Raw genomic sequence first — 17814 nt, 5'->3', positions numbered from 1 at the left:
TGGCGCGCGACCCGTTGCGGGAAGCGGTATCGCGCGACGAAATACGCGCCAAATTACGGTACGACTTCTCGCCCGAAGGGTGTGGGGCGTTGCTCGGGCAACTCGCGGCTGAGGGCGAGCTTCAAGCGTCCGGCGGCGGCTATCGGCTGCCGGGCGCGGCGCCCACCCTCGCCCCGGCTCATAAAAAAGCGCTCGCGGCTTTAGAGGATTTCATGGGTAGCGGGCCGCCCATGCGGGGCAGGGAGGATATCGAGCAGCACCTCGCCGATTACGCCGAGGGCGCGACGATGTTGAAGTTCGCGCTGACGCGCGGGGTGTTGGTGATGTTGCCCGAGAAGGTCGTCGCCGACCCGGCCTTCGTGGAAAAAAAGAAAGAAGAAATCATAAAATACCTGCGCGACCACGAGACCGTACGGGCCGCGGAGTACAAGGATATGCAGGAGCTGTCGCGTAAGCACGCGACGGCCCTTTTGGATTATTTCTACGAGCAGGGTATAACGGTACGGGAAGGCGGCACCCATCGCCTCTCGCCGGGCTATTTAAAGGAAGTTGACGCCTAGAGGAGGTTAACATCGTATTATGGTGAACGCCAAGGAACTGATATCGTACGAAGATAAATGGGGAGCCCGCAACTACAAGCCGTTGGACGTCGTGCTGGCACGCGGCGAGGGCGTTTGGGTTTACGACGTCGACGGTAAGAAATACCTCGACTTTTTGGCGGCGTACTCGGCGCTCAACCAGGGGTATTGCCACCCGCGGCTGGTGAAGGTTATGCGGGAACAGGCGGCCCGCCTTACGCTAACGTCGCGCGCCTTTCGCAACGACCAGCTACCGCTGTTCGAGAAAGAAATCTGCGAGCTTTTGGGTTACGAGAAGGTGCTCCCGATGAACTCGGGCGCGGAGGCCGTCGAGACGGCGATAAAAGCGGCGCGGAAATGGGGCTATAAGGTAAAAGGGGTGCCGGAGGGGAAGGCGGAGGTAATCGCTTGCGAGGGTAACTTCCACGGTCGAACGACGACCATAGTCGGCTTTTCCTCCGAACGCCAATACCGCGACGGCTTCGGGCCCTTCGCCCCGGGTTTTAAACTAATACCGTACGGCGATGCGGCCGCGCTTGAGGATGCCATAACGCCTAACGCCGTAGCGTTTCTCGTCGAACCGTTACAGGGGGAGGGGGGGGTCGTCGTGCCGCCCGAGGGCTATCTGGCCGCGGCGCGCGAAATTTGTGCTGCGAACGACGTCCTCCTGGTCGCGGACGAGATACAAAGCGGCCTGGGCCGAACCGGCAAGATGCTGTGTTGTGAGCACGAGGACGTACGGCCGGACGCGGTCGTTTTGGGCAAGGCGCTCTCGGGCGGAATGTACCCGGTCTCGGCCGTACTGAGCGACGCGCGGGTGATGGACGTCTTCGAACCCGGCGACCACGGCTCCACTTTCGGCGGCAACCCGCTGGGCTGCGCCGTAGCGCGCGAAGCGCTGCGGGTGATCGTGGACGAAGACCTTTGCGGTCGCGCCGCCGAATTGGGCGCGTACCTCCTCGACGAGCTGCGTTCGATAGATAGCCGCAACGTCGACTTCGTACGAGGTAGGGGCCTGTGGGCCGGGGTCGTATTGAAAGAGGAGGCCGGCGGCGCGCGCCGGTTCTGCGAGGCCTTAATGCGGCTCGGCTTGTTGGCCAAAGAAACCCACGATACCGTAATACGCCTCGCGCCGCCGCTCGTGATAGCCAAAGATGAAATAGATTGGGGGCTTGAGCGCATCGCCGCGGTGCTTACGGCCGACTTGCCGGAGGAGGTCGGCGCGACGCCGTAGCGGTGGGTTAAAGGGCGTAGGGCGGGATGAAATTAGTAACGGCGCCTCTTAAGATAAGGGCCGCGGCCTTCATCGCGGTTGAGTGTCCCGGGGAGACGCCGCCGTACCGTTAGCCCGATTCCTCGCGAGAAGGTATTCTGCGGGGTCGACCGAAACCAACCGTCATTTTAAGACCCTCGGTGCGGGGCGGCCGGAACCTCCGACGGGCGCCGGCCGGATTCGAAGCTCAACATATCCGGAAGGCGTCGGAGAGCGTCGACGGCGATAGGGCGAAAGCCGCGGGAATTTAGGTATCGACGGGAAAGCGCTCTGCGGGAAGTTGAAACGCGTGTCCTAAAACAAGGATTGATTGATAAAATCGGAACCTAGCCGCGGGCGGGGGCGTACCGCGCGGCTGGGCCGGGCTCCGGATTCGTTCGCAAGCAGCTGCCGGGAAAGCCCCGGTTTTTAACTACCAGGCCGTAGCGCTGTAATGGGCGGGCGCCTTATACCGGTTTTTCGGCGTTGACACTCGCTCCCGAATTATGATAGTTTTTAATCCGTCGCGCCGCAGGACGCGGCCTTTGGTATATTCCCTATGACGAAGGGTAGTTCGATTTCGCGCCGCCTGTTTCTGGCGGTGGGCATGCTCGCGACGTTGTCGTGTGGCGCTCCCACCGGCGACCCGGTCGGGTTCCAAGGGCCGGAAAGGCCGGTAAAGAAAGTAACGCTATATCCCGCCGACGTGGGGTGGCGCGATACTTTCTACGACGTCTTCGTACCCACCGGCCGGCACTATCGTTTGGCGGTCGGGAGTTACGGCGAGCCTAACCGCTTTCGGAACCGCGCGCTGCTGCGGTTCGAAGTCGGCGACGTTCCGAAAGAGGTTCCCCTAAGTAAAATACGCGCCGTATTTTTAAACTTGCCTTATCTCCGCGTTTCGGACGGCTTGAACGACGATATTTACGCGCAAAGCGAAGTAACGATCGAGGCACGGCCGCTCCGCCGGGACTTCGACGAGGACCGCGCGACGTGGTGGCGCGCGACCCGGAAAGAGAACTGGACCGTCGAGGGGGGCGATTACGGACCGGCGGTAGCGGACGTGGTCGTCGGCCGGCCCTCGTACCAACGCCGGCGCGTAGACCTCGACATTACCGCCTTGGCTTTAGAGTGGCTCGCCAACCCGCACCGTAATTACGGCCTCCTTTTAAAATTGCGCGACGAGGAAGAGGCCTCCGGCGCGGGCATAAAGGAGTTCTATTCGACGAAACAATTCGATAAAGCCAACACCCCTCGCCTCGAGGTAATTTATGTCAACGGCGAGGGCGAGAAGGCGTACCATTTAGTCGTACCGGAGAAGGAATGCTTCATAACGGAATACGGCGGCGAGTTCGGCGGGGGCGAGGTCCACGGTTACGACCCGTTTTTGGATTTCGGCTCTTTTAACGGCTACGGCCGCCGCGTACTTCTATATTTCGACCTTTCGCCGGGGGCGACGGGCATCCCGGTTACGGCGTCGGTGGCGCGGGCGCGGCTTCGTCTCTTTTATCAACCCGCCGCCAGGGACGAACGCGTTTATATCGCCGTATACCGCTTGACGGTCGGGTTCCAGGAAGGCGCGAAGCAGGACGTGCTCGAGCTCCAAAAGTTTCACGACAACGTCGCATATATCAGTCACGAGTTCAAGAGCGAGGCGCCGGGGTACGTGGACCTATATATAAACCCGCTCGTCCAGGAGTGGATATCCGGTAAGTACCCCGACTACGGCCTTATAATAAAATCGCCCGACGAGAGCGCGGCACAGACTTTCCCGCGGTTCGCCGCCAAGGACAATAGCGACCCGGCCATTAGGCCGTATTTGGAGATAGAGTATACACTGCCGCCCGACCCGTGGTACGTTTCGCCGGCGTCATGAGGGTAGCTTGCGTGGAACGCGGAATACGTTATTTAGCGATATGTGTGGCGACGGCGGTGGCGGCCGGCGGAGGGCCGGGGTTCGCCAATACGATTCTCGCCGCCGGGACGCCGGGCGAGCCGGGCACGGATGCGGACGCTCGGGGGCTCGCGATGGGCGGCGCCGTGCTCGGCCTGTTCGACGGTTCGAACGTCAACGGCGCTAACGCGGCGGTACCGGCTTCGTACGAACGCGCGGTTTTTAGCGTTACGCTGTACCGGGGATACAACTCGTACGAGACGCCCGCCGGGAGAAGCGTCGAGATCACGTACGACGTCCCGCGGGCGGAGCTGGCGATACCGGTGTCGAAATCGCTCGCGCTTTCGTTCGCCTTGCGGCAGGAGCTCAACCAGAATTACGAGTTGACGAGGCCGCTCGAGTACGAGGGTGTCGTGGTGGGGGTAAGTCGTCTTAGGGGCGTCGGGTCCGTCTATACCTTTTCGGCCGGCCTGGCCGGCCGCGTCGGCGAACGGTGGTTCGTGGGCGGCAGTGCCGGCTACGATTTCGGCGCGCCCAGGGAAATTTATACCAAAGAATTTAAAGAGAAGGGTTATTCGCGAATAGAGGAGAACCTGGAGGCGGCCTATAAAGGCGTAAAGGGGACGTTTGGGGCGGGTTATTTAATATCGGACAAGGTGTCGGTGGGGGGGGCGCTCGAAATCTTGAATACCCATCGCGTGCACGAGACGGTATCTACGGAGTACGCTACGTTGTACGAGGAAGACCACCGGTTCGCGATGCCGTGGTCGGCCGGATTAGGGGCGGCGTACGTCGTAGGCCCGCGGGGCCGCATCGCCGCGGACGTGCGCTACACGGCGTGGTCGCGGTTCGCCGTCGACGGCGAAGGTTCGGGCTACCGCGATACGTTCGAGTTTCACGCCGGCGCCGAAGGCCGATTGGCGACGTCGCGGAAGGCTTTCTTCTTGTGGCGGATGCCTTATCGTGCCGGCGTGTCGTACGTCCCCTGGTATTCGACCGAGCGCGGCCGTTTCGCCAAGACGGGCGTATCGGTGGGTGCGGGATACCTGTTTATGAACAACGAAAATAGTAGGCTCGATGCTACGTTAGAGTATAGCCGCCGGGGCGACTCCCCGCCGGGGGAGTTGAGAGAAGAGATGTTCGATTTTTACTTATCGATCGTGGGCTTGGAAGCCTGGCTCGGGAAACGAGGCCGCGAGGATTAAATTATTCGCGGCTTCGAATCCCGCGAGGAGTGGACGAGATGCGGTTAAAACGGTTTTTGCTTTTGACGCTGGTTGCGGCGTTGGCCGTACCGGTTGTTTTATACGCGGCCGAAGAGGAAAAGGTTTTTAAGTACGCGTACGTCAATATGGAGCGGGTGGTGGACGAATACGTTCTGTTCAAAGAGGTACGGGAGGAGGCCACAAAGAAGATAGACGAAGCTCGCGTCGAGGACGCCGCCAAGATGGACGAATATCAGGAGAATTTGAAGGCCTTGGAGGAGAAATTGGACGGCCCGTTGACCCCCGAGGCCAAGGCGGAGACCGTCGACACGTATAAGACTACGTACGAAGAAGCCCTCGATTTTCGCAACTCGGCGCTGGCGAAGTATAAGCGTATCGAACGTGACGCGTTCGAGCCGGTGTACAAAAAAGTTTACGAAAAAATCGAATCGTACGCCGTGAAGAAGGACTACGAAGTCGTTTTCGATTATTCGGCGATTTTGTTATACGCCGACGAAAAATGCGACGTTACGGAAGAAGTAATAAGCGAGTTGAACGAAGAGGCGGGCATTAGTAAGTAACGCCCGCCGGGGTAACGAGTATGCCGGAGTACACGGTTGACGAACTGGCGGCGGCGGTGGCCGGCGAAGTGGCGGGTAACGGCGCCGCCGTGATACGCGGCGTTAACGGCATAAAAGAGGCCGGCCCCGACGAGGTGACCTTCGTGGCCAACCCCAGGTACAGGGGGGCTTTGAAGGCGACCCGGGCGGGGGCCGTGGTCGTCGCGCCCGGGACCGAAGCGGGGACTTTGACGTTGATAAAGACGCCGAACCCGTACGCGGCCTTCGCTAAAATCCTCGTGATGTTCGCGCCCCCCGCGGAGGTTCCGGAGGGGATATCGGAGCTTGTGTATATCCACGAAAAGGCGAGTATCGGCGAAGGCGTGGCCGTGGGCCCTTTCGCGACCGTTCGGGAGGATGCGGTAATAGGCGACCGCACGACGTTGGGTGCCGGGACCTACGTAGGTCGCGGCGCGACCTTAGGTGTCGATTGTTCAATTTACCCGAACGTGACGGTCCGAGAGCGGGTCATTATCGGCGACCGTTGTATTATCCACTCGGGTACGGTAGTCGGTTCGGACGGGTTCGGTTTTGCGACCGAAGCGAAGGTCCACCACAAGATTCCACAAATCGGCGTCGTCGTAATCGAGGACGACGTCGAGATAGGCGCCAACTGCACCATCGACCGGGCGACGATGGGCGAGACCCGGATAGGCCGCGGTTCCAAGCTCGATAATCTCGTCCAAATCGCCCACAACGTGAAGATCGGCGAAGGGACTTTAATAGCGGCCCAAACCGGGATAGCGGGGTCGACGGTGTTGGGGGAATTCTGCGTTTTGGGCGGCCAGGTGGGTATCGTTCCCCACATCGAAATAGGGAACGGCGCGGTCCTGGCGGCGCAGAGCGGCGTTACCAAGTCTATCCGTGAAGGCGAGACCGTTTTCGGCCGGCCGGCCCGCCCCTTGAAGGATGTCAAGAGACGCGAAGGCCGCATCGCCCTTCTGGAAAAGTATTTCAAGCGCGTGAAAGAACTCGAGGAAGAAGTAGCCGAGTTGAAGAGGGGTAAGGATTAAGGCCGCCGGCGGGTGACTATATTGACCGAGGAGAAGCAAAGGACCATCGCTACAGAGGTGTCGCTCGAGGGCGTCGGCCTCCATACCGGCGAGCCGGCGCGCGTGACGTTTAAGGCCGCGCCGCCGAACACGGGGGTCGTTTTCGAGCGGGTCGACCTCGACGGCCGGGCCCGCGTCCGTGCCCGGGTCGAGAACGTTACCGGCGCGAGCCGGGGGACGACGTTAACGGAGAACGGCGTAACGGTCTATACCGTCGAACACTTATGCGCCGCGGCCACCGGCCTGGGCATCGACAACCTACTGGTCGAGATAGACGGCCCTGAGCCGCCGGCGACGGACGGCTCGAGCGCCGTCTTCGCCCGGGCCCTCGTAGGCGCGGAGATCGTCGAACAGGGCGAACCGCGCCGGGTAGTCTTGCTCGATAAGCCTTTCGACTACAAGCATGACGGCGCGGAGATGACCATCGTCCCCGAGGACGGCCTCCGCATTTCGTTCACGATAAGGTTCGAGCACCCCTACTTGAAATCCCAATTTTACACCTTCGACGTGGAGGAGGACAACTTCGTCGAGGAGATAGCGCCCGCGCGGACCTTCGCCTTGGAGAGCGAAATAGAGATGCTCCGGGGCGCGGGGTTGATTAAGGGGGGTACGTTGGAGTGTGCCGTCGTCGTCGGCGACCAAGGGCCGCTCAACGAGGAAGGCCTCCGCTTCGACGACGAGCCCGTACGGCATAAAATCCTGGATTTGATCGGCGACCTTACGCTTTTCGGGGCCCGCTTCCGAGGACACATTATCGCGATGCGTTCCGGCCACGCCGTCAATGTTGGTTTGATAAGGAGTGTGAAAAGGTATATGGAGCAAAAAGGCCGCGTGCCATCGTTCGACCCCTCGAAGACGCTTTACGATATCGGCGCCATAATGAAATACCTTCCCCATCGCTACCCGTTTTTATTGGTAGACCGTATCGTCGACTACCGCCCGGGCGAGTACGTCGTGGGCGTAAAAAACGTCACCTTCAACGAGCCGTTCTTTGCGGGCCATTTCCCCGGGGCGCCGGTGATGCCGGGGGTATTAATCGTGGAGGCTATGGCCCAGGTCGGCGGCGTCCTACTTATGCAGACGGTTGACGACCCGGCGAATACACTTATCTATTTTATGGGGATAGATAAGGTTAAATTTCGGCAGCCGGTAGTCCCCGGCGACCAGGTCGTGTTTAAGCTCATTCCTTTGAAATTTAAAGGGAAAATCGCCGTGATGCGCGGCGAGGCGTTCGTCGGCGGTAAGGTCGTCGCCGAGGGTGAGTTTAAAGCGTGCCTGGTCGAAAAAACTTCGGGCGCGGAAAATGCCGAATAACCGTCGTTATATGTTGAAAACTCGCTCTATTGTTTATACGTATTAATATATCAGCGCGATAGGAGCTATGAGTTAAAGTTAATTATCTGTTCAAAAGTCGGATAATAAATGGTTGATATACATAAAACGGCGATCGTAGACCGGCGCGCCGAATTGGGCGAGGGCGTTGTCGTCGGGCCGTACGCGATTATTGACGGCCCGGCCGTTATCGGCGCGGGTACCGCCGTCGGGCCGCACGCGGTGCTCGAGGGCGCCGTCGCCTTGGGGGAGAGGTGTCGCGTTTTTTCGCACGCCGTTTTGGGGACGATTCCGCAAGATTTAAAGTTCGAAGGCGAGGAATCCGACCTCACGATAGGAAGCGGCACGACGATACGCGAGTTCGTTACGATTAACCGCGGCACGAAGGCCTTGGGGACTACCCGGGTGGGAAATAATTGCCTGTTGATGGCCTATTCCCACGTCGCGCACGATTGCGTGTTGGGAGATGACGTCATTTTGGCGAATTGCGCTACGGTTGCCGGCCACGTGGAAATAGGCGACTTCGCCTTCGTCGGAGGCCTGACGGCCGTTCACCAGTTCTCGCGTATCGGCAAATATGCTTATATTGGCGGTATGAGCCGCGTCAGCCAGGACGTTATTCCGTACGCTTTAACCGCCAGCGACCCCACGCGCGTCGTCGGCATTAACGTCATCGGCCTCCAGCGCCGCGGTTTTCCCCCGGAAGTGCGGGCCGCTCTCAAACGGGCGTATCACATAATATACCGCGAGGACTTGAATACGGCTCAAGCCGTCGAAAAGCTGGAAGCTGAACTGGGCCAAGTCGCCGAAGCACGCGACGTGATCGATTTCCTTAAACGAACCGAGCGCGGTATCTTGAAATAGTTTATTACGCGCTGGATATGCGCGCGCGTTAAAGTAATTTGTTAATCTAAATAACGACTCGCTGTGCGAAAATTCGACGGAAAAATAGGCGTAATCGCGGGCTCGGGCCAAATGCCGCTATTGGTTGTCGAGGAGGCCATCGCGCGGCATCCCGAGGGCGTGGCGGGCGTCTTCGCCGTTTGCGTAACCGAAGACGCGGCGCGCCGGTTAAAAGACCGGATCCTCGTCGAGCGAGTGGGTTTGGGGCAGGCCGGCAGGGCGATAAAATTTTTAAAAAAGAACGGCGGTAAGTATTGCGTCTTCGCGGGCAAGGTCGAAAAGGCACCTGTTCTGGCGGGATTGAAATTCGACGCTCGCGCGGTGAAGATCCTGGCGCGGGTCCGCGACTTTACCGACAACGAGCTGATGGCGCAGCTCGTTCGCGAACTGGAAAACGAAGGCTTCGAGGTACTACCGCAAACCGATATTCTCGAGCGGTACGTCGTACGACCGCGGGTTTATACCAAGCGTAAGCCGACGAAGAAGGAGTACGAGGATATACTGTTCGGTTTGGAGAAGGCGCGGGGGCTCGCGTCCCTGGGTATAGGCCAGACGGTGGTAGTGCGTAATAAAGCGGTTTTGGCGGCGGAGGCGCTCGAGGGTACGGACGAGGCCGTTCGGCGGGGGGCGAAATTGGCGGACGGTAAGGGCGGCGTCGTCGTAAAAGCTATGAAGCCGGGCCAGGACCGCCGTTTCGACATCCCGACGGTTGGCCTCGCGACGCTAAGATTAGTGTTATCGGGCGGCCTGAAAGTATTGGCTTTGGAAGCGGGTTCTTCTTTCTTGATAGACCGCGAAGAGGTTATAACCGCGGCCGACGGCGGGAAGATTACCGTAGTCGGCGTGGGGGAGCGGTAGTTTGGACGTGAAAACCGTAACCGTAGGGCCGCTCGAGGCCAATTGCTACGTCGTTTCCGCCGGGGAGGACGCCGTCGTTATCGACCCGGGCGCCGAGCCGAAGAAGGTTTTGAAAGCCGTCGGCCGGTTTAAGGTTGGGGCAGTTCTGGCAACCCACGGTCACTCGGACCACGTCGGCGCCGTGGATAAAGTAACCGCCCGTACCGGCGCGCCTTTTATGGTCCTTGCCGAGGACCTCGAGTTGGCGGAAAAGTACGTCGGCACTCGGGCCGCAAGGCTATTGAAGGACGGCGACCTGTTGGAGTTCCCGGGTTTTTCGCTATCGGTTATCGCGACGCCGGGCCACACGCCCGGCTCTGCTTGTTTTTATGCGCCCGGCGTACTTTTTTCAGGCGATACCCTTTTCGCGGGGGGCGTAGGACGCACGGATTTGCCGGGCGGTTCGGCGGAGGCGCTGCACAATTCCATCCGCGAACGTATATTCTCGCTGGCCGACGACACGGCTGTTTACCCCGGCCACGGCGAGCGAACTACCGTAAGCCGCGAGAAGAGCTCGAGCCCGTTCTCCGCTTCGGGGTGGGTATGACGGGCCGCGACGAAGCGCCCGGGCGGGATGCGGCGGCGGCTCTCCGCGGTTTTAAAGCCTACCTCGTCGCCGAGTGCGGCCTGGCGGAAAACACGGTTGCGGCGTACTTGCGCGACGTGGGCGGCTTCGTTGCCTTTTACGGCGATTTCCGCGGCGCGGCTTTGGCGGACGTCGTGGCGTACGTACGAAAGCTGTCCGCCGGGGGCGCGGCGGCGACGTCGCTCTCGCGGCGTCTTTCGTCGCTCCGCGTTTTCTACCGCTACCTCGGCGACGAGGGCGAAGTCGACGGGTCGCCTTTGGAGTTCGTGGAATCGCCCAAAACGCCGTCGCGGCTGCCGGACTACCTCCACGTCGACGAAGTAGAGGCGATAATCGCCGCCGTGGCTCGAGCGCTCGACGCCGCCGAAAAGGTCGGAACCGTGCAAAAAATATCGGCCGTGGCCCGCGACCTTGCCATGCTCGCGCTGGCGTACGGCTGTGGCCTGAGGGCCAGCGAGCTCGTCGGCTTAAGGCGCGGCGACGTGGATTTGAACCTGGCGGTCCTTCGCGTCCGGGGTAAGGGGGGCAAGGAAAGGCTGGTACCTTTCGGCGCCGTCGCGAAGGGTTGCGTCGAGAAATACCTGGGATTATTGGACGCGGCGGGTAAAAGCGAGGGCCCGTACCTATTCCCGTCGCCGCGCGGCCGCGGCCGGCACGTTACCCGGCAGCTATTGTGGAAAAACGTTAAAAAGTACGCGGCGCGGGCCGGCGTACCGGGCGTCAAACCCCATCTTTTCCGCCACACTTTCGCTACCCATCTAATCCAAGCCGGCGCCGACGTCAGGACCGTCCAGGAATTATTGGGGCACGCAAGTATAACAACGACACAGATTTACGCTCATTTGGATACGAAAAGCCTTAAAGAATTTCACGAAAAATATCACCCGAGGAAGTAGGCTATGTTTACCGCCGATTGGTGGCTCGATAAGTTGTATTTAGCGCCGGGGATCCTCTTCGGCCTCGTCTTCCACGAGTTTTGCCACGGCTACGCGGCCTGGCGTCTCGGCGACCCCACCGCCAAGCTCGCCGGGCGGCTGAGCTTCAACCCCTTAAAGCACCTCGACCTGCTGGGCACGGTAGCCCTCTTCGTCGCGCGCATCGGGTGGGCGAAGCCGGTACCGGTGGACGCGCGGAACTTCCGCGACCCGCGCAAGGGGATACTCATTACGTCGCTCGCGGGGCCGGTAGCGAATCTCGTATTGGGCGTCGTATTAGGCATCGGCCTTGGCGGGTTATTCGCCTACGCGCTCAAGACGCCGGCGGCGTTCGATTCCTCCTGGCTTCGCCTCCTCTACCTCGTGCTGTTCAACGCCGTCTACATTAATTTCATCCTTGCCGTATTCAACCTCTTGCCGGTGCCGCCGCTCGACGGCTCGAACGTCTTGTGGGCGATTTTGCCGCGGGAGGCGGCGGCGTCGTACGGCCGCTTCATAGCTCGCTACGGCCGGACGGTACTCATCGTCTTCTTCCTGGCGATATTCCTCGGGCCCTCGCTCGGGTTTCCCGTTTTCCAGTGGTTCCTGATGCCGCCGATAAAAATTTTAGTACGCTTAACGACGGGGTTTTCCCTTAATGAACTTTGGTATTTTTACGCGGCGATGTTCGCGTTATGAGGCGTTTTTCGTGCGAAGAAAAAAGCCGCCCCGCGAGGCGGCTTTTTTTTGAAATAGGGTTTTGCCGGTAATTAGCGAGGGTTATTTTTTCCTTAACGTTTCCGTGCCGGTTTCCGTGCTATCCTGGTCGGCGGAGATTCCCTCGAGCGAGCCGTCCGGCTTTATCGTGTACGCGACTACGCCGTATATGTCCCGGTCGTCCCGGTAGCCGACGACGAACAGGTCGCCGCGCCTTAGGCCGACGCCGGGGTAGGGGATTCTATCGCCGACGTGGTAGGTGACCCAATACACGCTCCTCGCCGGTGCTATTTCGACTTCGCACGTGTAGGCGTTGCCGTCGGCGTCGGCGCCACCGCCGACGTACATCCCGTCCAGCGTCACACTGGCAGCCGGTTCGGCGGGAGCCTCGGGCGCGGCCGTCTCCGGGCCCTTTACCTCCTCGGGGGGTTTACGGCAAGACGTTGGAAGGGCCGCGGCGAGGCCGACCGCGACGGTTAAATAAATTATCCTCTTCATAAATCATTCCTCTTGGGCGGTCGGGTTAATCCCGGTGCAATCTCTCCGTACCGATCTCTTTAAAACCCGGTAGGCCGAAGACGCCGTCCAGCACGCCGTCGGCGTCGACTTTGTATAGGGCTACGCCGTAGCCGACGTGCGACTCGTAGCCGACGCACAGGTAGCCGTCTTTAACTACGCCCACGCCGCCGTAATCGTAGCCTTCCTCGAAAGCCCACCGGATACGGTATGCCTCGCCCGCCCGGGTTATCTCCACTTTGCAAGCGTATCTTCCGGCGTTATAGGGATGCGTGCCGAAGCAGATGTATTTGCCGACTACGTCGTCCGCGGCGGTAGCCGCGAGAGCGAGCGAGGTTATTAAAAGGCCGTAAAAAGGTATGGTCCGCATCGGGTACCTCCGTCCGTGCTCGTTTATTTTTCCCGCGTATTCTAATAAACGGCGGCCTAGGTTTCAATAGTTAAACGCCGCATTAGCGAAGCATTTCGGCCTCGTCCCTCAATTACGCTCAAGAAGAAGCCGCCCGGGCGGGCGGCTTAACTTAGCGTGATATCCGGTTATTCGTACATGGCCTTGATCTTACCTATAGACGCCGGCGCGACGTTGACGTTAATAGGGCAGTCGATTTTGTAGATGTAGTGGACGGGGGTAGTAACCGCTACCCAGAGAACTTGGTTGTAGTAGCACAGGCCCCAGGGGTAGTTGGCCGGCGAGGGGAAGGACGCCGCGAGCGAGCCGGCGGTCGTATAGCCGTATACGTAGTGGTCGCTGTACGAACCGCCCCATACGAGGTTGTTTGTGTAGTCCCAGGCGAGGTCGCACGCCGGGCGGGCGGGGTTGAAGGACCTGTAGATGCTGCCGGAGGTCAGGTGGTGGCGCCATACGCCGTACGGCGAGTACCCGGTCGAGCACCAGATCGCCTGCGGGTTCGAGCCGCCGGCGCCGCCTTCGATGGCAAGGCCGGATACGTCGTGGTTGGCGCGGAAGGATGCGCGGATGCTGCCGGTGGGGAAATAGGTATTGTAGACGTAGTCGTTGCTCGAGTTCCCTACCCAGAGGGTGGAGGCCCAGTCGTAGCTGAGGCCGCGGGTATACGACCCGGCGAACGAGACGTAGGAGCTATACACCGAGCCGGTATCGCCGTGGACTTGGTATATGTTGTAGGGCGACGTCTGGCAGAAAACCCACAAGTACATGACGTTGGTCGGCCGGGCGAGCGCTAGCGGGAAGTTCGCCGGCGCCCGGAACGAGGCAATTACTGAGCCCAGGGCCGCGAACGCGGTCCCGGTTACCAAAGCAAGAGATAGGGCAATTACTACGACTTTCTTCATGTGCGTTCCTCCTGTCTCTTTGAAAGGCCTATTCTAAATACGTTTGTAATACTATTATATATAATTTTATAAAAGTCAACGGAAAAAACCACGATTCGGAAATACGACGAAACGGGCCTACGGTCGCAAAAAAGCCGCCCCGCGAGGCGGCTTTTTTTCGATATCCGTTTAACGGAATAAAGCTTTAACCTCGCCGAAGGAGGCGGGCGAGACGCCGGACGTGATGTCGCCCGGGCAGTGGACCTGGTAGATGCGGTCGGTGGTGTCGCATCCGACCCAAAGGTATTGGCCGTAGTACGCCAGGCCGCGCGGGGAATGGCCGGGGGCCGTGAAGGAAGCCGCGACGGAGCCGGCGGTGTTGTAACCGTAGACCACGTTCGGGAGGTAGCCTTTCCATATAAGTTTGTTGCGGTGGTCCCAGGCTATGTCGAAAGTGCTCGCGTTCGCCAGCCCGAAGGACGAGAGGACGCTGCCGTTCGTCATGTTATGACGCCAACACAACGACGGCGCGGAGTCGGAGGTGAAGACCGCGGTCGTGCCGATGCCGCCGTCGCCGGTGCAATACGGCGCGACGCCGTAGGGCTCGTGGCCGGCGTCCCACCGGTAATAGACGCTTCCCGTCAGGGCCTTGCATTTGTAAACGCGGCCGTCGCCGTCGCAACCGACCCAGAGAACGCCGCCCTCGGAGAACGCGAGGCCGGAGCATTTGTTGCTGAAAGAAGTGGTCCACGAGCCGTACGAAGAGCCGGTCGCGGGCGACAGGCGATATATCCGGGTGGAGCTCCCGTAATCGATGACGAATAGGCGTATACCTGAGCGGGCCATCCCCCGGACCTGCTTGCCCGGCGCGGGGAAAGAGTTCTTTACGTCGCCCAGCCGCCCGAAACAAGTAGTAACGGCGGTAGTCGTAAGTACCGCTAAAATGAACGGCATCGTTCTCATAGAAGGTTTTCCTCCTGTCGAAATTAGCCGTCAATTACGCGTGGAGCGGCGGTTCCGTCGCGATTATCGGAGTTTTCCTTTAAAATATAACGCAAATTTCGGCCCGAGTCAAATTTCTCGGTTACTTATTTCAAGTTCGTTTACCCCGTTCGATACCGCCTACTCCCGGGATTCCGTCCTCCGGGCCACGAGTACCATTTTAGCGTTTAGCCGCCGATAGCGATAATTATTGGAGCGAGTCGAAAAGCCGCGCCGTAAGGTTGCCCGGTTTCCGGCGTAGTACTTATTTAAATATTACCTTTATTCTGCCGACGGAGGACGGGGTGACGGCCGCGGTGCTGGGACAGTGGCACTTGTAAATGAAGTGGCTCGGCGTCGTGCACCCTACCCACAGGTATTCGCCGAAGTACGTGAGGGCGTACGGGAACGGGCTGGGCGCCCTGAAAGTGCTTACGACGGACCCGCTCGTGTTCCACCCGTAGACGATGCCGGGGTTGCCGGTGCCGCCCCAAACTAGACGGTTGCGCCAATCCCAGGCGATATCGAATACGGAGGCGCCGATAGTGTGGGAACGGATGATGCTCCCCGTCATCGGGTTGTGGTACCACGCATAGCGGGGCGACGTATCGCTGGATATTATCGATTGCGGGTTGTAGCCGCCGTCGGCCGTCGCTTGCGGCGCCAGGCCGAACGGGTCGTGGCCGGCCGACCACGAGCGGTACACGCTCCCGGTATCGTAGTTGCACATATAGACGCGGTCCGTAGTAATGCTTCCTATCCACAGGTAGTTCCCTCCCGGGGTGCCGCCGTAGGAGAAAGCGAGGCCGCCCGTTCCGGAGCCTTGGGGCGAAACCCAGGACCCGTACACGGAACCGGTCTCGGAATTGATGCGATAAATGCGGTACGGGGCCGCATTACAATATGCCCACATATATGCATTACTATTCGCGCGAGCCAGCGCGAGGGGGTAGTTCGCCGGCGCTCGGAACGAGGCCACGACCTGGCCCAAGTAAGCGAACGCGGGTATCGCCGGTACGGAAAAGGTTAAAACGATCACTACGATTTTTTTCATATTCCAACTCCTCGCGATAAAAACCTGAGCTGTCTACCGGCTGACTTTGACATTAAACCAAGAATATGTCAAGGGAAAACCTCATCCGGCGCCCCCGGGAAAAGCGAAGGCCGGCGCGCAACGTCAAGGCCGGGTGGGATATGCACCTCCCCCGTGCCGACGTCCGGGTCTTAGGTACGCGCCGCAAAAGGTGCCCGCGGCCTAGCGATAGAGCGCTTTAACCCGGCCGAAGGATTCGGGCTCGAGCGCCAAGGTTCCCGGGCAGTGGATGCGGTATATATAGTCGTTGCCGTCGCAACCGACCCACAGGTATTGGCCGTAGTACGCCATCCCGTACGGGTAACCGGCGGGGGCGGCGAACGACGCCATTACGGAACCCGAAGTCCTATACCCGTAAACGGAGCCGGCCGGGCTGGCCAGCCATACAAGCCGGTTGCGGTGGTCCCACGCTATGTCGAAGAAACTCGGGTGCCGTATTCGGAAGGACGACAGGACGCTGCCGTTGTCCATATGGTGACGCCGGCAGTAGGAAGGGTTGTCGTCGGCGGTTAAGATAGCGGTGGTATTCACGCCGCCGTCGCCGGTGCAGTACGGCGCGACGCCGTACGCGTCGCCGCCGGCGCTCCAGGAGCCGTATACGCTTCCCGTTACGGAGTTACATTTGTAAACGCGGTCGTCCTCGTAACAGCCGACCCAAACGTATCCGCCTTCCGAGAAGGCGAGGCCGCGGCAGTACCTGCTGAAGGAAGTCGCCCAGGAACCGTAGATGGAGCCGTTCGCGGGGGATACCCGGTATACGCGCGTAGGGTTGCCGTATATTACTACGTGGAGGCGAGTTCCCGCCCGCGCCATTCCGCGTACCGAAGTACCCGGCGCGCGGAACGAGCCGACGACGTCGCCGAGGGCTGCGAGGGCGTACGTCGTCAAGGCGAGCGCCGCGGCTATCGTTACGGCGGCTATACGCGTTTTCATAACTTGCCGACCTCCTTTCCCGGCCGCGTGCGAAGGCCGGTCCCCGCTTAATATTCTAACAGAATAACGTTTGCGCAGTCAAATTAAATAGCGCTACTGCGCCGGGGGCCCAAGGCGCGGCGCACTCGGTTATGAGGACCCCAAATTTTTTCGTCTTTAGCCGGATGTTTATTCGCTGCCGCGCGGCAATTAAAAAGCCGCCCTTCGGGGCGGCTTCCTAAAGTGCTTGCCCGTTATTGGAACAGGGCTTTGACCTTGCCGACGGATGCCGGCGCTACGCCTATGTTGGGCGGGCAGTGGTACACCCAGATGTACTCGTCGGGCGTACCGCTCGAGGTGCTCACGTAGAGGTAGTGGCCCCAGTAGGCGATGCCGTAGGGGTCCAGCGCGGTGATCGGGACGTCGAAGGATTTTATGATGGAGCCGCGGGTGTTACAACCGTAAATGAACTCGGTACTGTAGTTCCCGTACCAGATCATTTTGTTGCCGTAGTCCCAGGCCAGGTCGTAAGCGTAATCGTATTGACCCGTGCGCCAACTTTCCCTCAGGCTGCCGGTAAGAGAGGAGCGGTACCATGTTCCGGTGTAGTAAGACTGATAGATGTTGGTCCCGCCGGTAGTCCCGTTGTGGTCGACGCATAGGCCGTAGCGGCTGTCCGAGGGCCAGGTCCAGGAGCTGACCAGGCTGCCGGTGGACGCGCGGGCCCGGCCCACGACGCGTTGGGAGTAGTTGTTGAGGTAGAGGTAGCCTAATCCGTCGTAGCTCACGGCGCGGACGTAGTATTGGCCGGAACCGGTACCGAGGGGGTTGGGATACGAGCTCACGTACGCCCCGGTCGTCCTGTTCATTCTGATTATGGGGTACTGCCAGCTTGAGTAGTAGTAGAAAGAGTAGAGGTAGTTGGCGTCGGCGGCCAAGCCGTAGTGATAAGAGGTCCCTATGTTGGGGAACGAAGCCACCAGGTCGCCTAAGTCGGCCGAGGCCGTGCCCGCGAGCAACGCGAGCGCTAACAAAAATAGAATGCCCTTACGCAAATTTATTCACCTCCTTT

At 59.9% G+C, this 17814-nt stretch carries 19 protein-coding genes; 12 read left to right on the top strand and 7 right to left on the bottom strand.

Going from position 1 to position 17814, the window contains the following annotated elements; translation table 11 throughout:
• The 12 genes from VMX79_11425 to VMX79_11370 all read left to right on the top strand — a co-directional run.
• A partial coding sequence (locus VMX79_11425) for a SelB C-terminal domain-containing protein (GenBank protein HUV87708.1) occupies nt 1-560 on the top strand: 560 nt, incomplete at its 5' end.
• Nucleotides 561-579: 19 nt separating this feature from the next.
• Nucleotides 580-1812: an ornithine--oxo-acid transaminase gene (gene rocD, locus VMX79_11420; protein ID HUV87707.1), complete on the top strand. Its 1233-nt coding sequence runs from the start codon at nt 580-582 to the stop codon at nt 1810-1812.
• A gap of 577 nt (nt 1813-2389) precedes the next feature.
• On the top strand, nt 2390-3706 hold the full coding sequence (locus VMX79_11415; protein HUV87706.1) for a DNRLRE domain-containing protein: 1317 nt from the start codon (nt 2390-2392) through the stop codon (nt 3704-3706).
• A gap of 11 nt (nt 3707-3717) precedes the next feature.
• Nucleotides 3718-4929, top strand: coding sequence for a hypothetical protein (locus VMX79_11410; protein ID HUV87705.1), 1212 nt, complete (start codon nt 3718-3720; stop codon nt 4927-4929).
• Between the two features lie 38 nt (nt 4930-4967).
• Complete coding sequence (locus VMX79_11405; protein ID HUV87704.1) at nt 4968-5510, top strand: OmpH family outer membrane protein; 543 nt, start codon at nt 4968-4970, stop codon at nt 5508-5510.
• Between the two features lie 20 nt (nt 5511-5530).
• Complete coding sequence (gene lpxD / locus VMX79_11400) at nt 5531-6562, top strand: UDP-3-O-(3-hydroxymyristoyl)glucosamine N-acyltransferase (protein ID HUV87703.1); 1032 nt, start codon at nt 5531-5533, stop codon at nt 6560-6562.
• 12 nt (nt 6563-6574) lie between these two features.
• On the top strand, nt 6575-7915 hold the full coding sequence (locus VMX79_11395) for a bifunctional UDP-3-O-[3-hydroxymyristoyl] N-acetylglucosamine deacetylase/3-hydroxyacyl-ACP dehydratase (GenBank protein ID HUV87702.1): 1341 nt from the start codon (nt 6575-6577) through the stop codon (nt 7913-7915).
• Nucleotides 7916-8023: 108 nt separating this feature from the next.
• Complete coding sequence (gene lpxA / locus VMX79_11390) at nt 8024-8797, top strand: acyl-ACP--UDP-N-acetylglucosamine O-acyltransferase (GenBank protein ID HUV87701.1); 774 nt, start codon at nt 8024-8026, stop codon at nt 8795-8797.
• 63 nt (nt 8798-8860) lie between these two features.
• On the top strand, nt 8861-9694 hold the full coding sequence (gene lpxI / locus VMX79_11385; protein ID HUV87700.1) for a UDP-2,3-diacylglucosamine diphosphatase LpxI: 834 nt from the start codon (nt 8861-8863) through the stop codon (nt 9692-9694).
• A 7-nt stretch (nt 9695-9701) separates the two neighbouring features.
• Nucleotides 9702-10280 (top strand): MBL fold metallo-hydrolase, encoded by a 579-nt coding sequence (locus VMX79_11380; protein ID HUV87699.1) that lies wholly within the window; start codon nt 9702-9704, stop codon nt 10278-10280.
• Nucleotides 10277-11215, top strand: a complete 939-nt coding sequence (locus tag VMX79_11375) for a tyrosine recombinase (GenBank protein HUV87698.1) — start codon at nt 10277-10279, stop codon at nt 11213-11215. Before VMX79_11380 ends, VMX79_11375 begins: the two co-directional genes overlap by 4 nt.
• A gap of 3 nt (nt 11216-11218) precedes the next feature.
• On the top strand, nt 11219-11932 hold the full coding sequence (locus tag VMX79_11370; GenBank protein ID HUV87697.1) for a site-2 protease family protein: 714 nt from the start codon (nt 11219-11221) through the stop codon (nt 11930-11932).
• A gap of 81 nt (nt 11933-12013) precedes the next feature.
• On the opposite strand, the gene VMX79_11365 is transcribed toward VMX79_11370, so the two are convergent.
• The 7 genes from VMX79_11365 to VMX79_11335 form a co-directional block, all read right to left on the bottom strand.
• Nucleotides 12014-12448, bottom strand: a complete 435-nt coding sequence (locus tag VMX79_11365; protein HUV87696.1) for a hypothetical protein — start codon at nt 12446-12448, stop codon at nt 12014-12016.
• Between the two features lie 25 nt (nt 12449-12473).
• A complete protein-coding gene (locus tag VMX79_11360) occupies nt 12474-12836 on the bottom strand; it encodes a hypothetical protein (protein ID HUV87695.1) in 363 nt (120 codons plus the stop codon).
• Nucleotides 12837-13003: 167 nt separating this feature from the next.
• A complete protein-coding gene (locus VMX79_11355) occupies nt 13004-13777 on the bottom strand; it encodes a hypothetical protein (protein HUV87694.1) in 774 nt (257 codons plus the stop codon).
• A 168-nt stretch (nt 13778-13945) separates the two neighbouring features.
• Nucleotides 13946-14719, bottom strand: coding sequence for a hypothetical protein (locus tag VMX79_11350; protein HUV87693.1), 774 nt, complete (start codon nt 14717-14719; stop codon nt 13946-13948).
• A 283-nt stretch (nt 14720-15002) separates the two neighbouring features.
• Nucleotides 15003-15791 carry a hypothetical protein gene (locus VMX79_11345; GenBank protein HUV87692.1) on the bottom strand — a complete coding sequence of 263 codons (789 nt, stop codon included), beginning with the start codon at nt 15789-15791 and terminating at the stop codon, nt 15003-15005.
• A 201-nt stretch (nt 15792-15992) separates the two neighbouring features.
• The gene (locus VMX79_11340; GenBank protein ID HUV87691.1) at nt 15993-16763 is read right to left on the bottom strand and encodes a hypothetical protein; all 771 of its coding nucleotides are present in this window, start codon (nt 16761-16763) and stop codon (nt 15993-15995) included.
• Between the two features lie 233 nt (nt 16764-16996).
• Nucleotides 16997-17797, bottom strand: a complete 801-nt coding sequence (locus VMX79_11335) for a hypothetical protein (GenBank protein ID HUV87690.1) — start codon at nt 17795-17797, stop codon at nt 16997-16999.
• Between the last annotated feature and the right edge of the window lie 17 nt (nt 17798-17814).

The organism is bacterium (assembly GCA_035529855.1).
Lineage (GTDB): Bacteria > RBG-13-66-14 > B26-G2 > WVWN01 > WVWN01 > WVWN01.
The sequence above is the reverse complement of the archived record's forward strand: the minus strand, read 5'-3'. Positions and strand labels throughout refer to the sequence as shown.